The following is a 22,196-nucleotide window of genomic DNA, read 5'->3' as shown; positions in this document are numbered from 1 at the left end:
GGCAAGCCAGCTCCTACAAAGGGCAGGTTCGCCCCCCGGATTGATTCAGATGCTGATGCGCGACAGTTTGATATTGGGTTCGTGGTTGACGCTCAGCTGCTCGACGATCGCATCCTGCAAACGACTGCACAGCAATGGATCGGACAGCGGCTGGTTATGCGCGTCGGTGATGAAGAACACGTCTTCCACCCGTTCGCCGAGGGTGGCGATCTTGGCGTTCTGCAGCGACAGGTCGAACTCCAGGAAGATCGTGCCAATGCGCGCCAACAACCCCGGGCGGTCGGGAGCAGTAAGTTCGAGGACCGTCACCGGGCGCTGGGCGTCGTTGTGGATCGTCACTTGGGGTGCAAAGGCGAAATGCTTGAGCTGGCGCGGAACCCGGCGCTGGATGATCGTCGGGTAGTCATCCGGGTTGCGCAGGGCTTCAGTCAGGCCCTCGCGGATCTGTTTGACCCGCGCCGGGTTGTCGCCAATCGAATCGCCGTCGGTGTCGAGCACGATGTAGGTGTCGAGTGTGAACTGGCTGCTGGACGTGATGACCCGGGCGTCGTGAATGTTCAGGTTGAGCTGATCCATCGCGGCCACGGTCACGGCGAAAAAGTCGTGCTGGTCCGGTGCGTAAATGAAAATCTGTGTGCCACCCTCGAACTCGCGCTGGGTGGTTTCCTTGATCAGCACCAGTGGCCCGCCGTCGGTCGGCTGCTGGAGGATCGCATCCGTGTGCCAGGCGACGTCACCGGCGGTGTGGCGCAAGAAATAATCATCGCCCAGCTGCGCCCACAACTGCTCGACATCGTCCGGATCGGTACCGCCGCGCACCAGGATGTCCAGGGCGGCGCTCTGGGTCTGACGGATCTGCTCTTCGCGGTCCACAGGGTTTTCCAGGCCGCGACGCAATGCACGCTTGGTCTCGGTGTAGAGCTGGCGCAACAGGCTGGCGCGCCAGGAATTCCACAGCGTCGGGTTGGTGGCGTTGATATCGGAGACAGTCAGCACGTACAGGTAATCGAGATGGACTTCATCGCCGACAATCTGCGCGAAATCGTGAATCACCTGCGGGTCGGATAAGTCCTTGCGCTGGGCGGTGGTCGACATCATCAGGTGGTTTTGCACCAGCCACACGATCAGACGGCTGTCCCAGGCGGGTAGCTGATGACGCTGGCAAAAGGCCTCGGCGTCCACTGCGCCGATGTCCGAGTGGTCACCGTGCCGTCCCTTGCCGATGTCGTGGTACAGGCCGGCCATGTAAATCAGCTCGGGCTTGGGCAGCTTGCCCATGGTTTTGCTGGCCAGCGGGAATTTTTCCGACACCTGGGTGTACTGCAACTTACGCAGGTGTTTGATCAGGTTCAGGGTGTGGGCATCGACCGTATAGATATGAAACAGGTCGTGTTGCATCTGCCCGACAATAAAGCCGAACTCCGGCAGATAACGCCCGAGGATGCCGTAACGGTTCATTCGACGCAGGTTGCGGTGGATGCCGAACTTGCATTTGAACAGTTCGATGAACAGGCTGGTGTTGCGTATGTCATTGCGGAAGTCGTCATCGATCAGGTGACGGTTCTCGCGCAGCAAGCGAATGGTGTCGGCGCGCACGCCTTTGATTTCCGGCTGCTGGGCCATCAGCACGAAAATTTCGAGCATGGCGAACGGCGTGCGGCGGAACACGTTGTCGTTGCGCGCCTCGATATAACCGTCATGCAGCTGGAACCGTGCGTTGATCGGCTGTGGCGGCGCTTCGTCTTCCGGCGCGAGGATGACTTCCTCGAAGTGCTGGATGATCAGGTCGCTGAGCTGGGCAATGCTCATCACCACCCGGTAATACTGCTGCATGAAGTTTTCGATGGCTTGCTTGGCGTCATCGCCAACAAAACCCAGCAGCCCGGCGATGGTGCGCTGGTGATCGAACAGCAGGCGGTCTTCGGAGCGCCCGGCGAGCATGTGCAGGGCGTAACGAACCTTCCACAGAAACTCCTGTGAGGACGCCAGCAAAGCGTTTTCGCTCTCGACCAGAAAGCCTTCGCCAGCCAGTGCGCGCAGGTTCAAGGTGCCGTATTCGCGACGGGCCACCCACAAAATCGTCTGGATATCCCGCAGTCCGCCGGGCGAGCCTTTGACGTTGGGTTCCAGGTTGTACTCGGTGTCGTTGTATTTGTGGTGTCGGGCCTTCTGCTCGGCGCGTTTGGCCAGGAAAAAGTCCTTGCTTGGCCACATGTGGCCGGTGTTGGTGACATCCAGCATGCGTTGGCGCAAGCGTTCGGGGCCGGCGATGGTGCGGCTTTCCATCAGGTTGGTGACGACTGTCAGGTCGGCACGGGCCTCGACGGCGCATTCATCGACCGAGCGAACGCTCTGGCCGACTTCCAGACCAATGTCCCACAACAGCGTCAGAAAACGCTCGATGGAATCGCGGAAAACTTCGTGGTCGGCGCTGTCCAGCAGGATCAGCAAATCGATGTCGGAATAAGGGTGCAATTCACCGCGACCGTAGCCGCCGACCGCGACCAGCGCAATGTCGGCGTCCTCGCTCCAGTTGAACTGATCCCAGGCCTTTTGCAGGATGTTATCGACGAACCAGGCGCGATCCTCGATCAGCCGACGAATATCCCGGCCGCTGCGAAAGCGTGCGTCGAGCACTTCGCGGGCCTGGCGGATCGCCTTCTTGAAGGCAGCGATGGGGCTTGCCTTCAGGGCCAGTTCGGCCTGGAACTGGCCGCGGTCGAAGAGTTCGGGATCCACCTGCGGCATCGATTGGCTTTCCTTTCTATAGGCTGTAGTCGGTGTCGGGATCAGGCCGAAACGCGGGGGATGGTGTCATCGCTGCGCAGGGTGAAGATCTCGTAGCCGGTTTCGGTCACCAGCAGGGTGTGTTCCCATTGGGCCGACAGCTTGCGGTCCTTGGTGATCGCGGTCCAGCCGTCGCCCAGCACTTTGGTGTCGGCGCGGCCCTGGTTGATCATCGGTTCGATGGTGAAGGTCATGCCCGCTTTCAGCTCCATACCGGTGCCGGCACGACCGTAATGCAGGATTTGCGGCTCTTCGTGGAACACCTTGCCGATGCCATGGCCGCAGAATTCGCGAACCACCGAGAAACCGTTCTTTTCAGCGTGCTTCTGAATGATTTCGCCGATGTCACCCAGGCGGCAGCCGGGTTTGACGATTTCAATCGCCTTGTACATGCATTCCTGGGTCACTTGGGACAGGCGCTCGGCCCAGACCGGCACGCTGCCGACGTGGAACATGCGGCTGGTATCGCCGTGGTAGCCATCCTTGATGACCGTGACGTCGATGTTCAGGGTGTCGCCATCCTTCAACGGCTTGTCGTTCGGGATGCCGTGGCAGACCACATGGTTGATCGACGTGCAGATCGACTTTGGGTAGCCCTTGTAGTTGAGCGGGGCAGGGATGGCCTTCTGCTCGTTGACGATGTAGTCATGGCAGATCTGGTTCAGCTGATCAGTGGTTATGCCGGGCTTGACGTATTCAGCAATCATTTCCAGCACATCGGCGGCCAGTTTGCCGGCGACACGCATTTTTGCGATGTCCTCGGGGGTTTTGAGGTTGACGGTCATACAGGCTCTCTCTGCGCTCAATGGCGCTTTTTAAACGGAAAGGGCGTTGCGCGATCGAACTTCGCAGCCCTGAAAAATGCGATTCTACCAGACGATCAGCGCAAATCTGCGCCTGAGTGCATCGCTTCTCTCTATAGAATGGTGCATTCTTGGCTGATTCCAAGGGGCTGCGCAAAGCGCCTGCCGGGATTTCAGAATCCGGGTTCCGTTTTCCCCTGTCTTATGATATAAAATGCGCCGCTTTCCGGGGATGCCCCGAAAAGCCTAAATCCACACACGTGTCGACACGATGACCTGGGTGCCTTCAGCTGAAGCTGCTGGTTGGTCATTGGGATACGTGGAGGCCAAACCCGACTTATTAAGGAACTATCATGTCCCAAGTCAACATGCGCGATATGCTGAAGGCCGGTGTGCACTTCGGTCACCAGACCCGTTACTGGAACCCGAAAATGGGTAAATACATTTTCGGCGCGCGTAACAAGATCCACATCATCAACCTTGAAAAAACCCTGCCAATGTTCAACGAAGCTTTGACTTTCGTAGAGCGTCTGGCCCAGGGCAAAAACAAGATTCTGTTCGTCGGCACCAAGCGTTCCGCTGGCAAGATCGTTGCTGAAGAAGCAGCACGTTGCGGTTCGCCGTACGTCGATCACCGCTGGTTGGGCGGCATGCTGACCAACTTCAAAACCATCCGTGCTTCCATCAAGCGTCTGCGTGACCTTGAAGTACAAGCCGAAGACGGTACTTTCGCCAAGCTGACCAAGAAAGAAGCGCTGATGCGCTCCCGTGACCTGGAAAAGCTGGATCGTTCCCTGGGTGGTATCAAGGACATGGGCGGTCTGCCAGACGCTCTGTTCGTTATCGACGTTGATCACGAGCGCATCGCGATCACCGAAGCCAACAAGCTGGGCATCCCGGTTATCGGCGTAGTCGATACCAACAGCAGCCCGGAAGGCGTTGACTACATCATCCCAGGCAACGATGACGCAATCCGCGCTATCCAGCTGTACATGGGTTCGATGGCTGACGCTGTTATCCGTGGTCGCAACAATGTTTCCGGCGGCACTGTAGAGTTCGCAGCTGAAGAAACTCAGGCTGCAGCTGAGTAATTGACGCCTTGGCGTTGACTCAGTAAGCAAAAAGGGGGCTTGGCCCCCTTTTTGCCACCTCGAAAACCATTTGTCGGCGCCCACTGTTCTATTTGTAACGTGCGGCAGCTAACAAGGGTGGTTCGGGAAGAATTGAACGCCCGTTCGATCGGGTGGAATGGTTGAAAACCTATCCAAGAGGATTTTGAAATGGCAGAGATTACTGCAGCGTTGGTCAAAGAACTGCGCGAGCGTACCGGCGAAGGCATGATGGATTGCAAAAAGGCCTTGACCAAGGCCGGCGGCGACATCGAGAAAGCCATTGATGACATGCGTGCTTCGGGCGCCATCAAGGCTGCCAAGAAGGCGGGCAACGTTGCCGCTGAAGGCGCTATCGCCATCAAGGCTGACGACAAGGTAGCCGTGCTGCTGGAAGTCAACTCGCAGACCGACTTCCTGGCCCTGCAAGACGACTTCAAAAACTTCGTTGCTGCCAGCGTAGAAAAAGCTTTCGACGAAAAACTGACCGACGCAGCTCCGCTGATCGCCGCTCAGGAATCGGCTCGTGAAGCCCTGGTGGCCAAAGTTGGCGAAAACGTCAACATCCGTCGCCTGGTGCGCGTAGAGGGCGACGTTGTCGGCACCTACCTGCACGGTAACAAGATCGGTGTTGCTGTTGTTCTCAAGGGCGGCGATGTTCAGCTGGCCAAAGAGATCGCCATGCACGTGGCTGCAAGCAACCCTGAGTTCCTGCTGCCATCGCAGGTTTCGCCAGAAGCCATCGAGCGTGAGAAAGCCGTTTTCCTGTCGCTGAACGAAGACAAGATGAAAGGCAAGCCAGCTGAAATCGTCGAGAAGATGATCGCTGGCCGTATCACCAAGTTCCTGGCTGAAGCCAGTCTGGTTGAGCAAGCTTTCGTCATGAACCCGGAAATCACCGTGGGTGCATTGGCCAAGAAAGCCGGCGCTGAAATCGTATCCTTCACCTACTTCAAAGTAGGCGAAGGCATCGAGAAACCAGTTGATAACTTCGCTGAAGAAGTTGCTGCTCAACTGGCTGCTGCCAAGCAATAAGACGGTTTTTTAACTGTCGCCCTGAAGAGGCTGCCCGCTCACGCGCGCAGCCTCTTTTCAGATGGGGACCAGTTTTTTATTGGTTTCCGTTGGGAACTGGCTTACAAAGCCATGTTCCGATGGCGCTGACGCAGCGCCAGTTAGAGTGAACGCCAGCTGTAAACAGCTAGCAAAGAATTTTTAAAATACGCCGCAGGAGAGATTCGCAATGGCTCAGCAGGGCAGTGGTTATCAGGCTCGCTATAAACGCATTCTACTCAAGCTTAGCGGCGAGGCCCTGATGGGCTCGGAAGAGTTCGGGATCGACCCGAAAGTTCTGGATCGCATGGCACTGGAAGTTGGCCAGTTGGTCGGTATCGGCGTTCAGGTCGGTCTGGTCATCGGCGGCGGCAACCTGTTCCGTGGTGCAGCGCTGAGCGCAGCAGGCATGGATCGGGTGACAGGCGACCACATGGGCATGCTGGCCACTGTGATGAACGCCCTGGCCATGCGCGATGCGCTGGAACGTGCCAATATCTCGGCCATCGTGATGTCGGCCATTTCCATGGTGGGTGTGACCGATCACTATGATCGTCGCAAAGCCATGCGTCACCTGAACGCCAAGGAAGTCGTGATTTTCGCGGCGGGTACCGGTAATCCGTTCTTCACCACGGATTCGGCAGCTTGCCTGCGTGCAATCGAAATCGATGCCGATGTCGTGCTCAAGGCGACCAAGGTCGATGGCGTTTACACCGCGGACCCATTCAAAGACCCGCATGCCGAGAAGTTCGATCATCTGACCTACGATGAAGTGCTGGATCGCAAGCTGGGCGTGATGGATCTGACGGCCATTTGTCTGTGCCGCGACCACAAGATGCCGCTGCGCGTATTTAACATGAACAAGCCCGGCGCCCTGCTGAACATCGTGCATGGCGGCGCTGAAGGGACCCTGATCGAGGAAGGCCAACAATGATCAACGAAATCAAGAAAGACGCTCAAGAGCGCATGCAGAAATCCGTCGAATCGCTGGCGCACAACTTCGGCCGTATTCGTACCGGCCAGGCGCACCCAAGCATTCTGGAAGGTGTGATGGTGCCGTACTACGGCTCCGACACCCCGATCAAGCAAGTGGCCAACATCACCGTTAAGGACGCCCGTACCCTGCAAGTGGTTGCCTTTGAACGCAACATGCTGGGTGCCGTCGACAAGGCTATCGGTAGCGCAGGTCTGAACCTGAACCCGACCAACCTTGGCGAACTGCTGCTGATCTCCATGCCGGCCCTGACCGAAGAAACCCGTAAGGGCTTCACCAAGCAGGCCCGTGACGTTGCTGAAGACGCTCGTGTTGCCGTGCGCAACATCCGTCGCGATGCGAACAGCCAGCTCAAGGATCTGGTCAAGGAAAAGGCCATTAGTGAAGACGAAGAACGTCGCGCTACGGGCGAAATCGACGATCTGACCAAGAAATTCGTGGCAAAAATCGACGCGGATTTGGCGCAGAAAGAAAAAGACCTGATGGCCGTATAAGGGTCGAGCTTTCATGGAAAAGACCAAGAAGACTGCGCCGGCATCAGTGCCGCGTCATGTCGCGATCATCATGGATGGTAATAATCGCTGGGCAAAAAAACGCTTTATGCCAGGCGTTGCCGGGCATAAGGCGGGCGTGGACGCGGTTCGCGCGGTCATTGAGGTGTGTGCTGAGTCCGGGGTCGAAGTATTGACCCTGTTCGCGTTTTCCAGTGAGAACTGGCAGCGCCCGGCCGATGAAGTCAGTGCATTGATGGATTTGTTCTTCAAGGCGTTGCGTCGTGAGGCCAAGCGCCTCAACGACAACAACATCAGTTTACGCATCATTGGTGATCGTTCGCGCTTCCATCCCGAGCTTCAGGCAGCCATGCGTGAGGCCGAGACCATGACGGCCGGTGCCAATCGTTTCGTTCTGCAGATCGCCGCCAACTACGGCGGTCAGTGGGATATCGCGCAAGCCGCGCAGCGACTGGCTCGAGAAGTTCAGGCTGGGCACCTGCGTCCGGAAGACATCACGCCGGAGTTGCTGCAGACCTGCCTGGCAACCGGCGACCTGCCGTTGCCGGATCTGTGCATCCGCACCGGTGGCGAGCACCGCATCAGCAACTTCCTGCTGTGGCAGCTGGCCTACGCCGAGTTGTACTTTTCCGACCTGTTCTGGCCGGACTTCAAACACGATGCCATGCGTAACGCGCTGGCCGATTTCGCATCCCGCCAGCGTCGCTTCGGTAAAACGAGCGAGCAGGTCGAGGCTGGAGCCCGGGTTTAATGCTTAAACAACGAATCATCACCGCGCTGATCCTGCTGCCGATTGCCCTCTGCGGGTTTTTCCTGCTGGAGGGGTCCGGTTTTGCGCTGTTTATCGGTCTGGTCGTGACCCTTGGTGCTTGGGAATGGGCTCGTTTGGCAGGCTTTACCGCTCAGCCGATTCGGGTCGCGTACGCTGTGGTTGTCGCGGCAATACTGTTTGTCATGCATATCTTGCCGGGCCTGGCACCTTGGGTGTTGGGCGCGTCGGTGCTCTGGTGGGGTGTGGCGACGTATCTGGTGCTGACGTACCCCCGCAGCAGCGAGCACTGGGCCAGTGCAGCGTGCAAGCTGGTCATCGGGCTGCTGATTTTACTGCCGGCCTGGCAAGGGCTGGTGCAGATCAAGCAGGAGCCGTTGGGTAACTGGTTGATCATGGCGGTGATGGTACTGGTCTGGGGCGCCGATATTGGAGCGTACTTTTCCGGTCGGGCCTTTGGTAAGCGCAAGCTGGCGCCACAAGTCAGTCCCGGCAAAAGCTGGGAAGGGGTGTATGGCGGCTTGTTGTTGAGCCTGGTCATCACTGCGATCGTCGGTGTTTCACGTGACTGGAGTTTCGCAGAGCTGCTGATGGGGCTGATCGGCGCGGCCGTCATTGTGTTTGTTTCGGTGGTGGGAGACCTCACGGAAAGCATGTTCAAGCGCCAGTCCGGGATCAAGGACAGCAGTAACCTGCTGCCGGGTCACGGTGGTGTGCTGGATCGGATCGATAGCCTGACAGCAGCCATTCCGGTGTTTGCCGTGCTGCTGTGGATGGCAGCGCCATGAGTCGCCCACAGCAGATTACCGTTTTGGGGGCTACGGGTTCGATTGGCCTGAGCACCCTCGACGTTATTGCGCGGCATCCGGCGCGTTATCAAGTGTTTGCCCTGAGTGGGTTCACTCGTTTGAGTGAACTGCTTGCGCTTTGTGTGCGTCACTCGCCACGGTTTGCCGTGGTGCCCGAGGCTGGTGCTGCTCGGCGCTTGCAGGATGATCTGCTTGCTGCGGGCCTTTCGACCCGTGTGCTGGTCGGCGAGGAAGGGCTGTGTCAGGTGGCTTCCGATCCTGAAGTCGATGCAGTCATGGCGGCTATTGTCGGTGCGGCGGGGTTGCGCCCGACCCTGGCGGCGGTCGAGGCTGGCAAGAAAATTCTTCTGGCCAACAAAGAAGCGCTGGTCATGTCCGGCGCTTTGTTCATGCAGGCCGTGCGCAAAAGTGGATCGGTGTTGCTGCCGATCGACAGTGAGCACAACGCGATTTTCCAGTGCATGCCGCTGGATTTTTCTCGTGGTCTAAGCAATGTGGGCGTGCGTCGGATTTTGCTGACAGCCTCCGGTGGTCCGTTCCGACAGACACCCCTGGCCGAGTTGGCGCATGTTTCCCCTGAGCAGGCGTGTGCGCACCCGAACTGGTCCATGGGTCGCAAGATTTCCGTCGATTCGGCCAGCATGATGAACAAGGGCCTTGAGTTGATCGAGGCCTGCTGGTTGTTCGATGCCAAGCCGTCGCAGGTAGAAGTGGTGATTCATCCGCAGAGCGTGATTCACTCGCTGGTCGACTATATCGACGGTTCGGTATTGGCGCAGTTGGGCAATCCGGACATGCGTACACCCATTGCCAACGCGCTGGCCTGGCCCGAACGAATTGATTCGGGGGTTGCGCCGCTGGACCTGTTTGCCATTGCGCGCCTGGATTTCCAGACGCCCGACGAAGAGCGCTTCCCGTGCCTGCGATTGGCGCGACAAGCGGCTGAAGCCAGTAATAGTGCTCCCGCCATGCTCAATGCAGCGAATGAAGTGGCGGTGACAGCATTTCTCGATGGACGGGTTCGTTACCCGGAAATCGCGAGTATTATCGAGGAAGTATTGAATCTGGAAGCCGTAGTCGCGGTCGACGATCTTGAGGCGGTGTTCATCGCCGACGCGAAGGCGCGACAGTTGGCCGGGCAATGGCTGAGCCGTCACGGGCGGTAAATGCCCGTATGCATTGGGCGAGGCAGCAGCGGATAGGATTGCGGAGAAAGTAGATGAGCGCGCTCTATATGATTGTCGGCACCCTGGTCGCACTGGGTGTGCTGGTTACCTTCCACGAGTTCGGCCATTTTTGGGTCGCGCGTCGCTGTGGGGTCAAAGTGCTGCGTTTCTCCGTAGGCTTTGGCATGCCGCTTCTGCGCTGGCATGACAAGCAAGGCACCGAGTTTGTGGTGGCAGCCATCCCTCTGGGTGGCTACGTGAAGATGCTCGACGAGCGCGAAGGCGAAGTGCCGCTCGATCAGATCGATCAATCCTTCAACCGCAAAACCGTCCGTCAGCGCATCGCTATCGTAGCGGCGGGGCCGATTGCCAACTTCCTGCTGGCCCTGGTGTTTTTCTGGGTGTTGGCAATGCTTGGCAGCGACCAGGTGCGTCCGGTCATTGGTGCTGTCGAGTCTGGCAGTATTGCGGCCCAGGCAGGGTTGAACCCGGGCCAGGAAATCGTGGCCATCGATGGTGAGGCGACTTCCGGCTGGGGAGCGGTGAATTTGCAGTTGGTCCGCCGTCTGGGGGAAAGCGGTTCGCTGCAAATTGTGGTTCGCGAGCAAGGTTCTACGGTCGACACGCCCCGTGAGCTGGTGCTGAATAAATGGCTCAAGGGCGCTGATGAGCCTGATCCGATCCATTCGTTGGGTATCCGCCCATGGCGTCCGGCATTGCCGCCCGTGTTGGCTGAGCTCGATCCAAAGGGCCCTGCTCAGGCTGCCGGGCTGAAAACCGGTGACCGTTTGCTGGCTCTCGATGGTCGCTCGCTGGATGATTGGCAGCAGGTGGTGGATACCGTCCGCAAACAGCCTGATAGCAAGATCATGCTGCGGGTCGAGCGTGACGGTGCTCAAATCGACGTCCCGGTGACATTGGCTTCTCGTGGTCAGAGCAAAGCACCCAGTGGCTATCTGGGGGCTGGAGTAAAAGCGGTTGAGTGGCCGCCGGAGATGATTCGCGAAGTCAGCTACGGCCCATTGGCCGCAATCGGCGAAGGCGCTCGACGCACTTGGACCATGAGTGTGCTGACCCTTGATTCGCTCAAGAAAATGTTGTTCGGTGAGCTCTCGGTAAAAAACTTGAGTGGACCGATAACCATTGCTAAAGTGGCGGGCGCTTCGGCCCAGTCGGGTGTTGCTGATTTCCTGAATTTCCTTGCTTATCTGAGTATTAGCCTGGGGGTTCTGAATCTGTTGCCCATTCCGGTACTGGATGGGGGACATTTGTTGTTTTATCTGATCGAGTGGGCGCGTGGTCGTCCCTTGTCAGATCGGGTGCAGGGTTGGGGGATACAGATCGGTATCAGTTTGGTGATCGGGGTGATGTTGCTTGCTCTGGTCAATGATCTGGGTCGACTGTAACGCTTCGCTGAATTGCGAATCTGCCGCATTTTGCGGCAGTTTGTTTATTGCCAGTTGGAATAAGAAAGGACTTCATGAAACGTCTGCTGCTAACTGCGGTTCTCACCGTATTGATGATCGCCGAAGTTCACGCCGAGTCCTTCACTATCTCTGATATTCGCGTCAATGGCCTCCAGCGGGTCTCCGCGGGTAGTGTCTTTGGTGCTTTGCCGTTGAACGTCGGTGAACAGGCGGATGATCGTCGCCTGGTGGAATCCACTCGTGCGTTGTTCAAAACCGGTTTCTTTCAAGATATCCAGCTGGGCCGTGACGGCAATGTCCTTGTCATCACGGTAGTCGAGCGCCCGTCGGTCGCCAGTATCGAGATCGAAGGTAACAAGGCGATCTCTACCGAAGACCTGATGAAAGGCCTCAAGCAATCCGGTCTGGCCGAAGGCGAGATCTTCCAGCGCGCGACGCTTGAAGGTGTGCGTAACGAACTGCAACGTCAGTACGTCGCTCAGGGCCGTTACTCGGCTACCGTCGATACCGAAGTGGTACCGCAGCCGCGCAACCGCGTCGCGCTGAAGGTCAATATCAACGAAGGTACCGTTGCCGCGATCCAGCACATCAACGTGGTGGGCAACACCGTCTTCCCCGACGAAGACCTGATCGACCTGTTCGAACTCAAGACCACCAACTGGTTGTCGTTCTTCAAGAACGATGACAAGTACGCACGTGAAAAGCTGTCCGGTGACCTGGAGCGTCTGCGTTCCTACTACCTGGACCGTGGCTATATCAACATGGATATCGCTTCGACCCAGGTGTCCATCACGCCGGACAAGAAACACGTCTACATCACCGTCAACGTCAACGAAGGCGAGAAATACACCGTTCGTGACGTGAAGCTGAGTGGCGACCTGAAAGTCCCTGAAGACCAGGTCAAGTCCTTGCTGCTGGTGCAAAAGGGTCAGGTGTTCTCGCGCAAGCTGATGACCACGACCTCCGAGCTGATCACCCGTCGACTGGGTAACGAGGGCTATACCTTCGCCAACGTCAACGGTGTACCTCAACCGCACGATGACGACCATACGGTAGACATCACGTTTGCAGTCGATCCTGGCAAGCGTGCTTATGTGAATCGCATCAACTTCCGTGGCAACACCAAGTCCGAAGACGAAGTGCTGCGTCGTGAAATGCGTCAAATGGAAGGCGGCTGGGCTTCGACCTACCTGATCGACCAGTCCAAGACCCGTCTGGAGCGTCTGGGCTTCTTCAAGGAAGTCAACGTCGAAACCCCGGCCGTACCGGGTGTCGATGACCAGGTTGACGTTAACTACAGCGTTGAAGAGCAGGCTTCCGGTTCGATCACCGCGAGCGTCGGTTTCGCCCAGAGCGCCGGTTTGATCCTGGGTGGTTCGATCACTCAGAACAACTTCCTGGGTACCGGTAACAAGGTCAGCGTCGGCTTGACCAAAAGCGAATACCAGAGCCGCTATAACTTCGGTTATGTCGACCCCTACTGGACCGCTGATGGCGTGAGCCTGGGTTACAACGTGTTCTACCGCACCACCGACTATGACGACCTCGATGTCGACGTAGCGAGCTACTCCGTAGACAGCTTGGGCGCGGGTGTGAGCGTTGGTTACCCGATCAGCGAGACTTCGCGTCTGACCTTCGGTCTGACCGCGCAGCAGGACGAGATCAAGACGGGTGTGTACACCGTTGACGAGATCTTCGACTTCGTTGAGCAGGAAGGCGACAAGTACCTGAACTTCAAGGCCTCGGCCGGTTGGTCCGAGTCCACTCTGAACAAGGGCGTGCTCGCAACGCGCGGTCACTCCCAAAGCCTGGTGCTGGAAACGACTACACCAGGCAGCGACCTGTCATTCTTCAAGCTCGATTACCGTGGCCAGTTGTTCCAGCCATTGAGCGAGAACTACACCATGCGCCTGCACACTGAGCTGGGGTATGGCGACGGTTACGGTTCGACCGATGGCTTGCCATTCTACGAAAACTACTATGCTGGTGGTTTCAACTCGGTACGTGGCTTCAAGGACAGCACCCTGGGGCCGCGCAGTACGCCAAGTACCGGCAAGAACCCTGGCACGCAGCTCGACCCGGACCAGGATCCGCTGCCGTTCGGCGGTAATGTCCTGATCCAGGGTGGTGTGGAGGTTCTGTTCCCGCTGCCGTTCATCAAGGATCAGCGTTCGCTGCGTACCTCGCTGTTCTGGGATGTGGGTAACGTATTCGATTCATCTTGCTCGGATACCGTCAGAGCGGATGGCACGAAGTCCAACACCCAATGCAATGACATCAGCCTGAGTAATATGGCCAGTTCCGTCGGTGTGGGTGTGACCTGGGTCACCGCACTGGGTCCTCTGAGTTTCGCCCTGGCAATGCCAGTCAAGGAACCGGATGACGCTGAAACTCAAGTGTTCCAATTCTCCCTCGGCCAGACGTTCTAAGCGTCTGACCCAAGATAACGACAATGGATTTTGTAGGAGTGCATCGTGCGTAAGTTGACTCAATTGGTTCTCCTCGCTTCCGTACTGGTAGCAGGTCCGGCATTTGCCGACATGAAAATCGCCGTTCTGAACTATCAGATGGCGTTGCTGGAGTCCGACGCAGCCAAGAAGTACGCCGTGGATGCCGAGAAGAAGTTCGGTCCTCAACTGACCAAACTCAAGACGCTGGAAAGCAGCGCCAAGGGTATTCAGGATCGTCTGATGGCTGGCGGTGACAAAATGCAGCAAGGCGAGCGCGAGCGTCTGGAGCTTGAGTTCAAGCAAAAGGCCCGTGACTTCCAGTTCCAGTCCAAAGAATTGAACGAAGCAAAAGCCGTTGCCGACCGTGAAATGCTGAAGCAGCTCAAGCCGAAACTGGACAGCGCTGTGGAAGAAGTCATCAAGAAAGGTGCTTTTGACCTGGTCTTCGAGCGTGGCGCAGTAATTGATGTCAAGCCTCAATACGACATCACGCGCCAGGTTATCGAGCGCATGAATCAGCTGAAGTAATCCATGACCGCGACTATTAAACTCGGCCAGTTGGCCGAGTTCCTCGGCGCCACATTGCGTGGTGACCCGGAGAAAGAAATCACTGGGCTAGCCACCTTGCAGGAGGCTGGCCCAGCTCAGTTGAGCTTTCTTGCAAACCCCCAGTACCGTAAATACCTGGCAGGCAGTCAGGCTGCAGCTTTGTTGCTGAAAGCCGCTGATGCCGAAGGATTTGCCGGTAATGCGCTGGTGGTGCCTGATCCGTACGCAGCCTACGCCCGTGTTTCTCATCTGTTCGATCCCAAGCCCAAGGCAGCTGCGGGTATTCACCCGTCAGCGGTGATTGCGGCGGATGCGGTGGTTGACCCAACGGCGAGCGTCGGGGCCTTTGCGGTCATTGAAGGTTCGGCGCGTATTGCAGCCGGTGTCACTGTAGGCGCGCACTGCTTTATCGGCGCACGGAGTGAAATCGGTGAAGGTGGTTGGCTTGCGCCGCGTGTCACGCTGTATCACGACGTTCGTGTCGGCAAGCGTGTGGTGATTCAGTCGGGTGCAGTACTCGGTGGCGAAGGTTTCGGTTTTGCCAACGAGAAAGGTATCTGGCAGAAAATCGCCCAGATCGGTGGTGTATTGATTGGCGATGATGTGGAAATTGGCGTGAACACCGCCATTGACCGCGGTGCATTGGCCGATACCATCATTGGCAATGGCGTGAAGCTCGACAACCAGATCCAGATTGCCCACAACGTTCAGGTGGGTGACCACACTGCCATGGCGGCGTGCGTGGGCATCTCCGGCAGTACCAAAATCGGCAAGCACTGCATGCTGGCCGGTGGTGTCGGGCTGGTAGGGCACATCGAAGTTTGCGACAACGTTTTCATCACCGGCATGACCATGGTGACCCATTCGATTACCGAGGCGGGCGCTTACTCATCCGGTACGGCCATGCAGCCGGCAGCCGAGTGGCGCAAAAGCGCGGCCCGCCTTCGTCAGCTCGATGATATCGCGCGACGTCTGCGACAGCTGGAAAAGCAAGTAGGGGAAGTGACCCCTGACGGTAATGCTTCATCAGATGGCTGATACCATTTCCATATCAAGTGTGCACAGCCGCTAGACTGCCTCCCTTGATTTGCTAGAGGAGTGCGCATCAGTCGCGCGCTCCCAATCTTTACATAGGCTTCCCCCCGAAATGATGGACATCAACGAGATTCGCGAATACCTGCCTCACCGTTACCCGTTCCTGCTGGTGGACCGGGTCGTGGATCTGGATGTGGAAGGCAAGCGCATTCGCGCCTACAAGAATGTCAGCATCAACGAACCATTCTTCAATGGTCACTTCCCTGCGCATCCAATCATGCCGGGCGTGTTGATCATCGAGGCGATGGCTCAGGCTGCCGGGATCCTTGGATTCAAAATGCTCGACGTAAAGCCGGCCGATGGCACGCTCTACTACTTCGTAGGCTCCGACAAGCTGCGCTTCCGTCAGCCGGTACTGCCGGGTGATCAGTTGATTCTCGAAGCCAAGTTCCTGAGCTGCAAGCGCCAGATCTGGAAGTTCGAATGCCAGGCTTCGGTCGATGGCAAACCGGTCTGCTCGGCTGAAATCATCTGTGCGGAACGCAAGCTATGAGTTTGATTGACTCTCGCGCAATCATCGATCCGACGGCCGTTCTGGCCGACGGCGTCGAGGTCGGCCCTTGGTCGATCATCGGCGCAGGTGTGGAAATCGGCGAGGGTACAGTCATCGGGCCGCACGTGATCCTCAAAGGCCCGACCCGAATCGGTAAGCACAATCGCATCTACCAGTTTTCCTCGGTGGGCGAAGACACACCTGACTTGAAATACAAAGGCGAAGAAACCCGCCTGGTCATTGGTGATCACAACGTCATCCGCGAAGGCGTGACCATCCACCGTGGCACCGTTCAGGATCGCTCGGAAACTACCCTTGGCGATCACAACCTGATCATGGCCTATGCCCATATCGGTCACGACAGCGTCATTGGCAACCATTGCATTCTGGTCAACAACACTGCGCTGGCTGGCCATGTGCACGTGGAAGACTGGGCGATCCTGTCCGGTTTTACCCTGGTTCACCAGTACTGCAACATTGGCGCCCACAGCTTTTCCGGCATGGGCACGGCCATTGGCAAGGACGTCCCTGCGTATGTCACGGTGTTCGGAAACCCTGCCGAAGCCCGCAGCATGAACTTCGAAGGCATGCGTCGTCGTGGTTTCAGTGAGGACGCCATCCATGCGTTGCGTCGAGCCTACAAGGTGGTTTACCGCCAGGGTCTGACCGTCGAGCAGGCGCTCAACGAACTGGCCGAACCTTCTGCGCAGTTTCCGGAAGTGGCCGTATTCCGCGACTCCATCCTGTCTTCGACCCGCGGCATCACCCGCTAATCATGGCCAGTCTGCGTATAGCGCTGGTAGCGGGCGAGGCTTCCGGCGACATCCTTGGCGCGGGCCTCATGCGCGCGCTCAAGGCTCGCCACCCGGCTGTCGAATTTATCGGTGTCGGTGGTCCGTTGATGCAGGCCGAGGGCCTGACTTCTTATTTTCCGATGGAGCGTCTGTCCGTCATGGGCCTGGTGGAAGTGCTGGGCCGGTTGCGCGAACTGCTCGCGCGGCGCAAGAAGCTGGTCGCCGACCTGATCGCCGCGAAACCCGATGTGTTCATCGGTATCGACGCGCCAGACTTCAATCTCAATATCGAACTCAAGCTGCGTCAGGCCGGAATCAAAACCGTGCATTACGTCAGCCCGTCTGTGTGGGCCTGGCGGCAGAAGCGGGTGCTGAAGATTCGCGAGGGTTGCGACTTGATGCTGACGCTGCTGCCGTTCGAAGCGAAATTCTACGAAGAGAAAGGCGTGCCGGTACGGTTCGTCGGGCACTCGTTGGCCGATACGATACCGCTCGAAGCTGATCGCTGCGCTGCACGGGCAGAACTGGGCTTGCCCGACGGACCGTTGGTGGCGCTAATGCCGGGCAGTCGTGGCGGCGAAGTCAGTCGACTCGGCGCATTGTTTCTCGATACTGCCCAGCGCTTGCGAGCCATGCGCCCCGGTGTGCGGTTCGTCATGCCTTGCGCCAGCCCTCAGCGGCGGGCGCAGCTTGAAGAGTTGTTGGCCGGTCGTGATCTGCCGCTGACCTTGCTCGATGGCAAGTCCCATCTGGCCCTGGCCGCTTGCGATGCCGTGCTGATTGCCTCCGGAACCGCAACGCTTGAGGCATTGCTGTACAAGCGGCCGATGGTGGTTGCCTACCGTCTGGCGCCACTGACGTTCTGGATTCTCAAGCGCATGGTGAAAAGCCCCTACGTCTCCTTGCCGAACCTGTTGGCCCAGCGCCTGCTGGTGCCTGAGTTGCTACAGGATGATGCGACGGTTGAAGCGTTGGCCCAGACCCTGTCGCCCCTGATTGATGGTGGTGAAGAGCAGACCCGCGGCTTTGATGAAATTCACCGGACCTTGCGTCGGGATGCCTCCAACCAGGCTGCGGACGCAGTGCTGAACCTGATCGGCCAAGTACAATGAGTAAAACAAGCATGCAGATGGGGCTGGATTTCACCTTGGTCGCCGAAGTCGAAGAGTTGGTTGCCGGTGTTGATGAAGTGGGGCGGGGCCCACTCTGTGGCGCCGTGGTCACGGCGGCGGTGATTCTTGATCCGAACCGTCCGATTCTTGGCTTGAACGACTCGAAAAAACTCACCGAAGCCCGTCGCGAAAAGCTCTACGACGAAATCTGCGAAAAAGCCCTGAGCTGGTGTATCGCCCGTGCCGAAGTCGAAGAAATCGACGAGCTGAATATCCTGCACGCCACCATGCTGGCCATGCAGCGCGCGATCGCCGGTCTGCACATTCAGCCGAAGCTGGCGATGATTGACGGCAACCGTTGCCCGAAACTGCCGATGCGCTCCGAGGCCGTGGTCAAGGGCGATAGCAAGGTTCCAGCCATCGCCGCCGCATCGATTCTGGCCAAGGTCAGTCGAGACCGGGAAATGGCCGCGTTCGAATTGATCTACCCGGGTTACGGCATTGGCGGTCACAAAGGCTATCCGACACCCGTTCATCTGGAAGCGCTCGCCCGTCTCGGCCCAACCCCGATTCACCGGCGTTCGTTTGCCCCGGTGCGGCTGGCGTATGAAGCGCGAGAAGGTCTCATCGAGAGTTAGTTGCAAGGCTGATTTTTTCTACCAAGGCCCGGTACAATCCGGGCCTTGTTGTCTTCACGTTCACAGACAGGATCACTATGCCGGCTTCATTCGTTCATCTACGCCTGCACACTGAATACTCCCTGGTCGACGGTCTGGTGCGGATCAAACCGCTGGTCAAGACCCTGGTCGGCATGAACATGCCTGCCGTAGCGGTCACCGATCAGAACAACATGTGTTCCCTGGTCAAATTCTATAAAAACGCCATGGGTGCCGGGATCAAGCCGATCTGCGGCGCCGACCTGTGGCTGTCGAACAAGGATCCGGACAACGCACTGAGCCGGATCAGCCTGCTGGTGATGAACGCCGAAGGCTATCGCAACCTCACCGAATTGATTTCCCGTGGTTTCATCGACGGTCAGCGCAACGGCGCGGTCATCATCGAGCGCGAGTGGGTGGCCGAAGCCAGCGCAGGCTTGATCATGCTGTCGGCGGCCAAAGAGGGCGAAATCGGCCAGGCCATGCTCAGCGGCAATCCGGACGAAGCCGAAACCCTGGCTCGCGAGTGGATGGCCGTGTTCCCGGATCGTTTTTATCTGGAAATCCAGCGCACCAACCGCCCTAACGATGAAGAGCAACTGCACGGCGCCGTGGCCCTGGCCGAGAAGCTCGGTGCGCCGCTCGTGGCCACCAACGATGTGCGCTTCATCAAGCAGGAAGACTTCGCCGCCCACGAAACCCGCGTGTGCATCGGTGAGGGCCGCGCCCTCGACGATCCGCGACGCTCGAAGAACTACAGCGATCAGCAGTACCTCAAAAGCGCCGATGAAATGGCTGAGCTGTTCAGCGATATTCCCGAAGCGCTGGAAAACACCGTCGAGATCGCCAAGCGCTGCAATATCGAAGTGAAGCTGGGTACGCACTTCCTGCCCAACTTCCCGATCCCCGATGGCATGACCATCGACGAGTATTTCCGCAAGGTGTCCTTTGATGGTCTGGAGGAGCGGCTTAGCGTTCTGCTGCCCAAGGACACCACCGAAGACTACGAAGCCAAGCGTCAGGTCTATGTCGACCGGCTGAATTTCGAGCTGGATATCATCATCCAGATGGGCTTCCCGGGTTACTTCCTGATCGTGATGGACTTCATCCAGTGGGCCAAGAGCAACGGCGTGCCGGTTGGTCCTGGCCGGGGGTCGGGTGCCGGATCGCTGGTGGCCTACGTACAGAAGATCACCGACCTCGACCCGCTGGAATATGACCTGCTGTTCGAACGTTTCCTCAACCCGGAACGGGTATCGATGCCCGACTTCGACGTCGACTTCTGCATGGATGGTCGTGACCGGGTGATCGACTACGTGGCCGAGAAGTATGGCCGCAACGCGGTAAGCCAGATCATCACCTTCGGTTCCATGGCGGCCAAAGCCGTGGTGCGTGACGTGGCGCGGGTGCAGGGCAAGTCCTATGGACTGGCGGATCGTCTGTCGAAGATGATTCCGTTCGAAGTCGGCATGACCCTGGAAAAAGCCTACGAGCAGGAAGAGATCCTGCGCGACTTCATCAAGGTCGATGAAGAGGCTGCGGAAATCTGGGAGATGGCCCGCAAGCTCGAAGGTGTTGTGCGTAACGTCGGCAAGCACGCCGGTGGTGTGGTCATCGCGCCGACCAAATTGACCGACTTCTCGCCGATTTATTGCGACGAAGCCGGTGACGGTCTGGTAACCCAGTTCGACAAGGATGACGTTGAAGCGGCCGGTCTGGTGAAGTTCGACTTCCTCGGTCTGCGGACGTTGACGGTGATCGACTGGGCGCTGAAGACCATCAATCGCGACCGCGCCAAGGTCGACGAGCCACCGCTGGACATCGCGTTCATCCCGCTCGACGACAAACCGACGTACACGTTGCTGCAAAAAGCTGAAACCACGGCGGTGTTCCAGCTTGAATCGCGCGGCATGAAAGAGCTGATCAAAAAGCTCAAGCCCGACTGCCTGGAAGACTTGATCGCACTGGTAGCTCTGTTCCGCCCGGGCCCGCTGCAGTCCGGCATGGTTGACGACTTTATCAACCGTAAGCATGGTCGCGCCGAGTTGGCGTACCCGCACTCGGACTACCAGTACGAAGGCTTGAAACCTGTATTGGCGCCGACTTACGGCATCATCCTGTATCAGGAACAGGTGATGCAGATTGCCCAGGTGATGGCCGGTTACACCCTCGGCGGCGCGGACATGTTGCGTCGAGCCATGGGTAAGAAAAAACCCGAAGAAATGGCCAAGCAACGCGGCGGTTTCATTGACGGTTGCAAGACCAACAATATCGACGCCGACCTTGCCGGTAACATTTTCGACCTGGTAGAAAAATTCGCCGGTTACGGCTTTAACAAGTCTCACTCCGCCGCTTACGGTCTGGTTTCCTACCAGACCGCCTGGTTGAAAACCCATTACCCGGCGCCATTCATGGCTGCGGTACTGTCGGCGGACATGCACAACACCGACAAGGTCGTGACCTTGATCGAAGAAATTCGCACCATGAAGCTGCGCCTCGATGCGCCGGACGTGAACACCTCGGAGTTCAAGTTCACGGTGAACGACGAAGGCCGGATCATTTACGGTCTGGGTGCCATCAAGGGCGTCGGCGAGGGGCCGGTCGAGGCGATCACCGAGGCGCGTCAGGACGGTCCGTTCAAGGATCTGTTCGACTTCTGCGCCCGGGTCGACCTCAAGCGCATCAACAAGCGCACCCTCGACGGCTTGATTCGCAGCGGCGCGCTGGACCGTCTCGGCCCTTACTTCCACGATGAACAAAAAGCCTATCAGGCCAACATCGACCGCAACCGCGCCGTCCTGCTGACCGCGATGGAAGAAGCGATCAAGGCCGCCGAACAAACCGCCCGCACCCACGACAGCGGCCACGCCGACCTGTTTGGTGGCCTGTTCGTTGAGGAAGACGCCGATGTCTACGGCAACCATCGCAAAGCCAAGGAGCTGACGCTGAAGGAACGGCTCAAGGGCGAGAAAGACACGCTTGGCCTGTATCTGACCGGTCACCCGATCGACGAATATGAAGGCGAAATCCGCCGTTTCGCCCGCCAGCGCATCATCGACCTGAAACCGGCCCGCGATACGCAGACCGTTGCGGGCATGATCATCGCCCTGCGGGTCATGAAGAATAAAAAAGGCGACAAGATGGGGTTCATCACCCTTGACGACCGCTCTGGCCGGATCGAGGCGTCGCTGTTTGCCGATGCGTTCCACTCCGCGCAGTCACTCTTGCAGACCGATGCGATGGTGGTGGTCGAAGGCGAGGTCAGTAATGACGACTTCTCCGGTGGGCTGCGCCTTCGAGTCAAGCGAGTGATGAGCATGGAGGATGCGCGCACCAACCTGGCCGAGAGTCTGCGTTTGAAGCTGCACGCCAAGGACCTCAAGGGCGATCAGCTTCGCTGGCTGGGTGATTTGTTGAAGCGTCATCGCGGTGCCTGTCCGATCACCATGGACTACACCAGCCCCGATGCGAAGGCCATGCTGCAGTTCGGCGAAGGCTGGAGAATCGATCCGGCGGATGCGTTGATTCAAGCCTTGCGTGACCAGTTCGGGCGAGACAACGTCTTCCTCCAATACCGTTAACGGTCAGGGTGCCATCACGCATCCTGAGCATGACCAG

Annotated in this window: 18 protein-coding genes; 16 read left to right on the top strand and 2 right to left on the bottom strand. The window is 58.1% G+C overall.

From position 1 onward, the window contains the following. Positions 1–45: 45 nt before the first annotated feature. Complete coding sequence (locus tag CKW19_RS17235; RefSeq protein WP_095058923.1) at positions 46–2,748, bottom strand: [protein-PII] uridylyltransferase; 2,703 nt, start codon at positions 2,746–2,748, stop codon at positions 46–48. A gap of 41 nt (positions 2,749–2,789) precedes the next feature. Further along, positions 2,790–3,572 carry a type I methionyl aminopeptidase gene (gene map / locus CKW19_RS17230; protein ID WP_095058922.1) on the bottom strand — a complete coding sequence of 261 codons (783 nt, stop codon included), beginning with the start codon at positions 3,570–3,572 and terminating at the stop codon, positions 2,790–2,792. Between the two features lie 371 nt (positions 3,573–3,943). Between map and rpsB the strand changes: the two genes are divergently transcribed. The 16 genes from rpsB (at position 3,944) to dnaE (ending at position 22,159) form a co-directional block, all read left to right on the top strand. Next, complete coding sequence (gene rpsB, locus CKW19_RS17225; RefSeq protein WP_064393191.1) at positions 3,944–4,681, top strand: 30S ribosomal protein S2; 738 nt, start codon at positions 3,944–3,946, stop codon at positions 4,679–4,681. 189 nt (positions 4,682–4,870) lie between these two features. Continuing rightward, on the top strand, positions 4,871–5,734 hold the full coding sequence (gene tsf / locus CKW19_RS17220; RefSeq protein WP_095058921.1) for a translation elongation factor Ts: 864 nt from the start codon (positions 4,871–4,873) through the stop codon (positions 5,732–5,734). Positions 5,735–5,942: 208 nt separating this feature from the next. Then, entirely contained in the window at positions 5,943–6,686 is a 744-nt protein-coding gene (pyrH, locus tag CKW19_RS17215) for a UMP kinase (RefSeq protein WP_003172271.1), read from the top strand. Next, entirely contained in the window at positions 6,683–7,240 is a 558-nt protein-coding gene (gene frr / locus CKW19_RS17210) for a ribosome recycling factor (protein WP_053159597.1), read from the top strand. The genes pyrH and frr overlap by 4 nt, the downstream gene beginning before the upstream one ends. A gap of 13 nt (positions 7,241–7,253) precedes the next feature. Continuing rightward, complete coding sequence (uppS, locus tag CKW19_RS17205) at positions 7,254–8,009, top strand: polyprenyl diphosphate synthase (protein ID WP_095058920.1); 756 nt, start codon at positions 7,254–7,256, stop codon at positions 8,007–8,009. Then, positions 8,009–8,815: a phosphatidate cytidylyltransferase gene (locus tag CKW19_RS17200; protein WP_095058919.1), complete on the top strand. Its 807-nt coding sequence runs from the start codon at positions 8,009–8,011 to the stop codon at positions 8,813–8,815. Before uppS ends, CKW19_RS17200 begins: the two co-directional genes overlap by 1 nt. Then, the gene (gene ispC, locus CKW19_RS17195) at positions 8,812–10,002 is read left to right on the top strand and encodes a 1-deoxy-D-xylulose-5-phosphate reductoisomerase (protein WP_095058918.1); all 1,191 of its coding nucleotides are present in this window, start codon (positions 8,812–8,814) and stop codon (positions 10,000–10,002) included. The genes CKW19_RS17200 and ispC overlap by 4 nt, the downstream gene beginning before the upstream one ends. Before the next feature lie 53 nt (positions 10,003–10,055). Further along, on the top strand, positions 10,056–11,408 hold the full coding sequence (gene rseP, locus CKW19_RS17190; protein ID WP_095058917.1) for a sigma E protease regulator RseP: 1,353 nt from the start codon (positions 10,056–10,058) through the stop codon (positions 11,406–11,408). A gap of 74 nt (positions 11,409–11,482) precedes the next feature. Further along, positions 11,483–13,858, top strand: a complete 2,376-nt coding sequence (gene bamA, locus CKW19_RS17185) for an outer membrane protein assembly factor BamA (RefSeq protein WP_095058916.1) — start codon at positions 11,483–11,485, stop codon at positions 13,856–13,858. 45 nt (positions 13,859–13,903) lie between these two features. Next, positions 13,904–14,407 (top strand): OmpH family outer membrane protein, encoded by a 504-nt coding sequence (locus CKW19_RS17180; protein ID WP_007990260.1) that lies wholly within the window; start codon positions 13,904–13,906, stop codon positions 14,405–14,407. A 3-nt stretch (positions 14,408–14,410) separates the two neighbouring features. Further along, the gene (gene lpxD, locus CKW19_RS17175) at positions 14,411–15,466 is read left to right on the top strand and encodes a UDP-3-O-(3-hydroxymyristoyl)glucosamine N-acyltransferase (protein WP_095058915.1); all 1,056 of its coding nucleotides are present in this window, start codon (positions 14,411–14,413) and stop codon (positions 15,464–15,466) included. A gap of 109 nt (positions 15,467–15,575) precedes the next feature. After that, on the top strand, positions 15,576–16,016 hold the full coding sequence (gene fabZ, locus CKW19_RS17170) for a 3-hydroxyacyl-ACP dehydratase FabZ (RefSeq protein WP_007907157.1): 441 nt from the start codon (positions 15,576–15,578) through the stop codon (positions 16,014–16,016). Further along, positions 16,013–16,789: an acyl-ACP--UDP-N-acetylglucosamine O-acyltransferase gene (gene lpxA / locus CKW19_RS17165; protein ID WP_095058914.1), complete on the top strand. Its 777-nt coding sequence runs from the start codon at positions 16,013–16,015 to the stop codon at positions 16,787–16,789. The genes fabZ and lpxA overlap by 4 nt, the downstream gene beginning before the upstream one ends. A 2-nt stretch (positions 16,790–16,791) precedes the next feature. After that, positions 16,792–17,922: a lipid-A-disaccharide synthase gene (gene lpxB / locus CKW19_RS17160; RefSeq protein WP_095058913.1), complete on the top strand. Its 1,131-nt coding sequence runs from the start codon at positions 16,792–16,794 to the stop codon at positions 17,920–17,922. Between the two features lie 11 nt (positions 17,923–17,933). Further along, the gene (gene rnhB / locus CKW19_RS17155; protein ID WP_095058912.1) at positions 17,934–18,560 is read left to right on the top strand and encodes a ribonuclease HII; all 627 of its coding nucleotides are present in this window, start codon (positions 17,934–17,936) and stop codon (positions 18,558–18,560) included. A 77-nt stretch (positions 18,561–18,637) separates the two neighbouring features. Next, positions 18,638–22,159: a DNA polymerase III subunit alpha gene (dnaE, locus tag CKW19_RS17150; protein WP_095058911.1), complete on the top strand. Its 3,522-nt coding sequence runs from the start codon at positions 18,638–18,640 to the stop codon at positions 22,157–22,159. The last annotated feature ends 37 nt before the right edge of the window (positions 22,160–22,196 follow it).

The organism is Pseudomonas sp. Irchel s3f7, assembly GCF_900187615.1.
Classification (GTDB): domain Bacteria; phylum Pseudomonadota; class Gammaproteobacteria; order Pseudomonadales; family Pseudomonadaceae; genus Aquipseudomonas.
This window is presented reverse-complemented; position numbering and strand designations above follow the sequence as displayed.

What these genes read in the sequence shown, in the direction of transcription:
- tsf (WP_095058921.1), top strand. Translation starts at nt 4,871, where the DNA reads ATGGCAGAGATTACTGCAGCGTTGGTCAAAGAACTGCGCGAGCGTACC.
- frr (WP_053159597.1), top strand. Translation starts at nt 6,683, where the DNA reads ATGATCAACGAAATCAAGAAAGACGCTCAAGAGCGCATGCAGAAATCC.
- uppS (WP_095058920.1), top strand. Translation starts at nt 7,254, where the DNA reads ATGGAAAAGACCAAGAAGACTGCGCCGGCATCAGTGCCGCGTCATGTC.
- fabZ (WP_007907157.1), top strand. Translation starts at nt 15,576, where the DNA reads ATGATGGACATCAACGAGATTCGCGAATACCTGCCTCACCGTTACCCG.
- lpxA (WP_095058914.1), top strand. Translation starts at nt 16,013, where the DNA reads ATGAGTTTGATTGACTCTCGCGCAATCATCGATCCGACGGCCGTTCTG.
- rnhB (WP_095058912.1), top strand. Translation starts at nt 17,934, where the DNA reads ATGCAGATGGGGCTGGATTTCACCTTGGTCGCCGAAGTCGAAGAGTTG.
- bamA (WP_095058916.1), top strand. Translation starts at nt 11,483, where the DNA reads ATGAAACGTCTGCTGCTAACTGCGGTTCTCACCGTATTGATGATCGCC.
- rpsB (WP_064393191.1), top strand. Translation starts at nt 3,944, where the DNA reads ATGTCCCAAGTCAACATGCGCGATATGCTGAAGGCCGGTGTGCACTTC.
- pyrH (WP_003172271.1), top strand. Translation starts at nt 5,943, where the DNA reads ATGGCTCAGCAGGGCAGTGGTTATCAGGCTCGCTATAAACGCATTCTA.
- CKW19_RS17200 (WP_095058919.1), top strand. Translation starts at nt 8,009, where the DNA reads ATGCTTAAACAACGAATCATCACCGCGCTGATCCTGCTGCCGATTGCC.
- rseP (WP_095058917.1), top strand. Translation starts at nt 10,056, where the DNA reads ATGAGCGCGCTCTATATGATTGTCGGCACCCTGGTCGCACTGGGTGTG.
- lpxD (WP_095058915.1), top strand. Translation starts at nt 14,411, where the DNA reads ATGACCGCGACTATTAAACTCGGCCAGTTGGCCGAGTTCCTCGGCGCC.
- CKW19_RS17235 (WP_095058923.1), bottom strand. Translation starts at nt 2,748, where the DNA reads ATGCCGCAGGTGGATCCCGAACTCTTCGACCGCGGCCAGTTCCAGGCC.
- ispC (WP_095058918.1), top strand. Translation starts at nt 8,812, where the DNA reads ATGAGTCGCCCACAGCAGATTACCGTTTTGGGGGCTACGGGTTCGATT.
- map (WP_095058922.1), bottom strand. Translation starts at nt 3,572, where the DNA reads ATGACCGTCAACCTCAAAACCCCCGAGGACATCGCAAAAATGCGTGTC.
- dnaE (WP_095058911.1), top strand. Translation starts at nt 18,638, where the DNA reads ATGCCGGCTTCATTCGTTCATCTACGCCTGCACACTGAATACTCCCTG.
- lpxB (WP_095058913.1), top strand. Translation starts at nt 16,792, where the DNA reads ATGGCCAGTCTGCGTATAGCGCTGGTAGCGGGCGAGGCTTCCGGCGAC.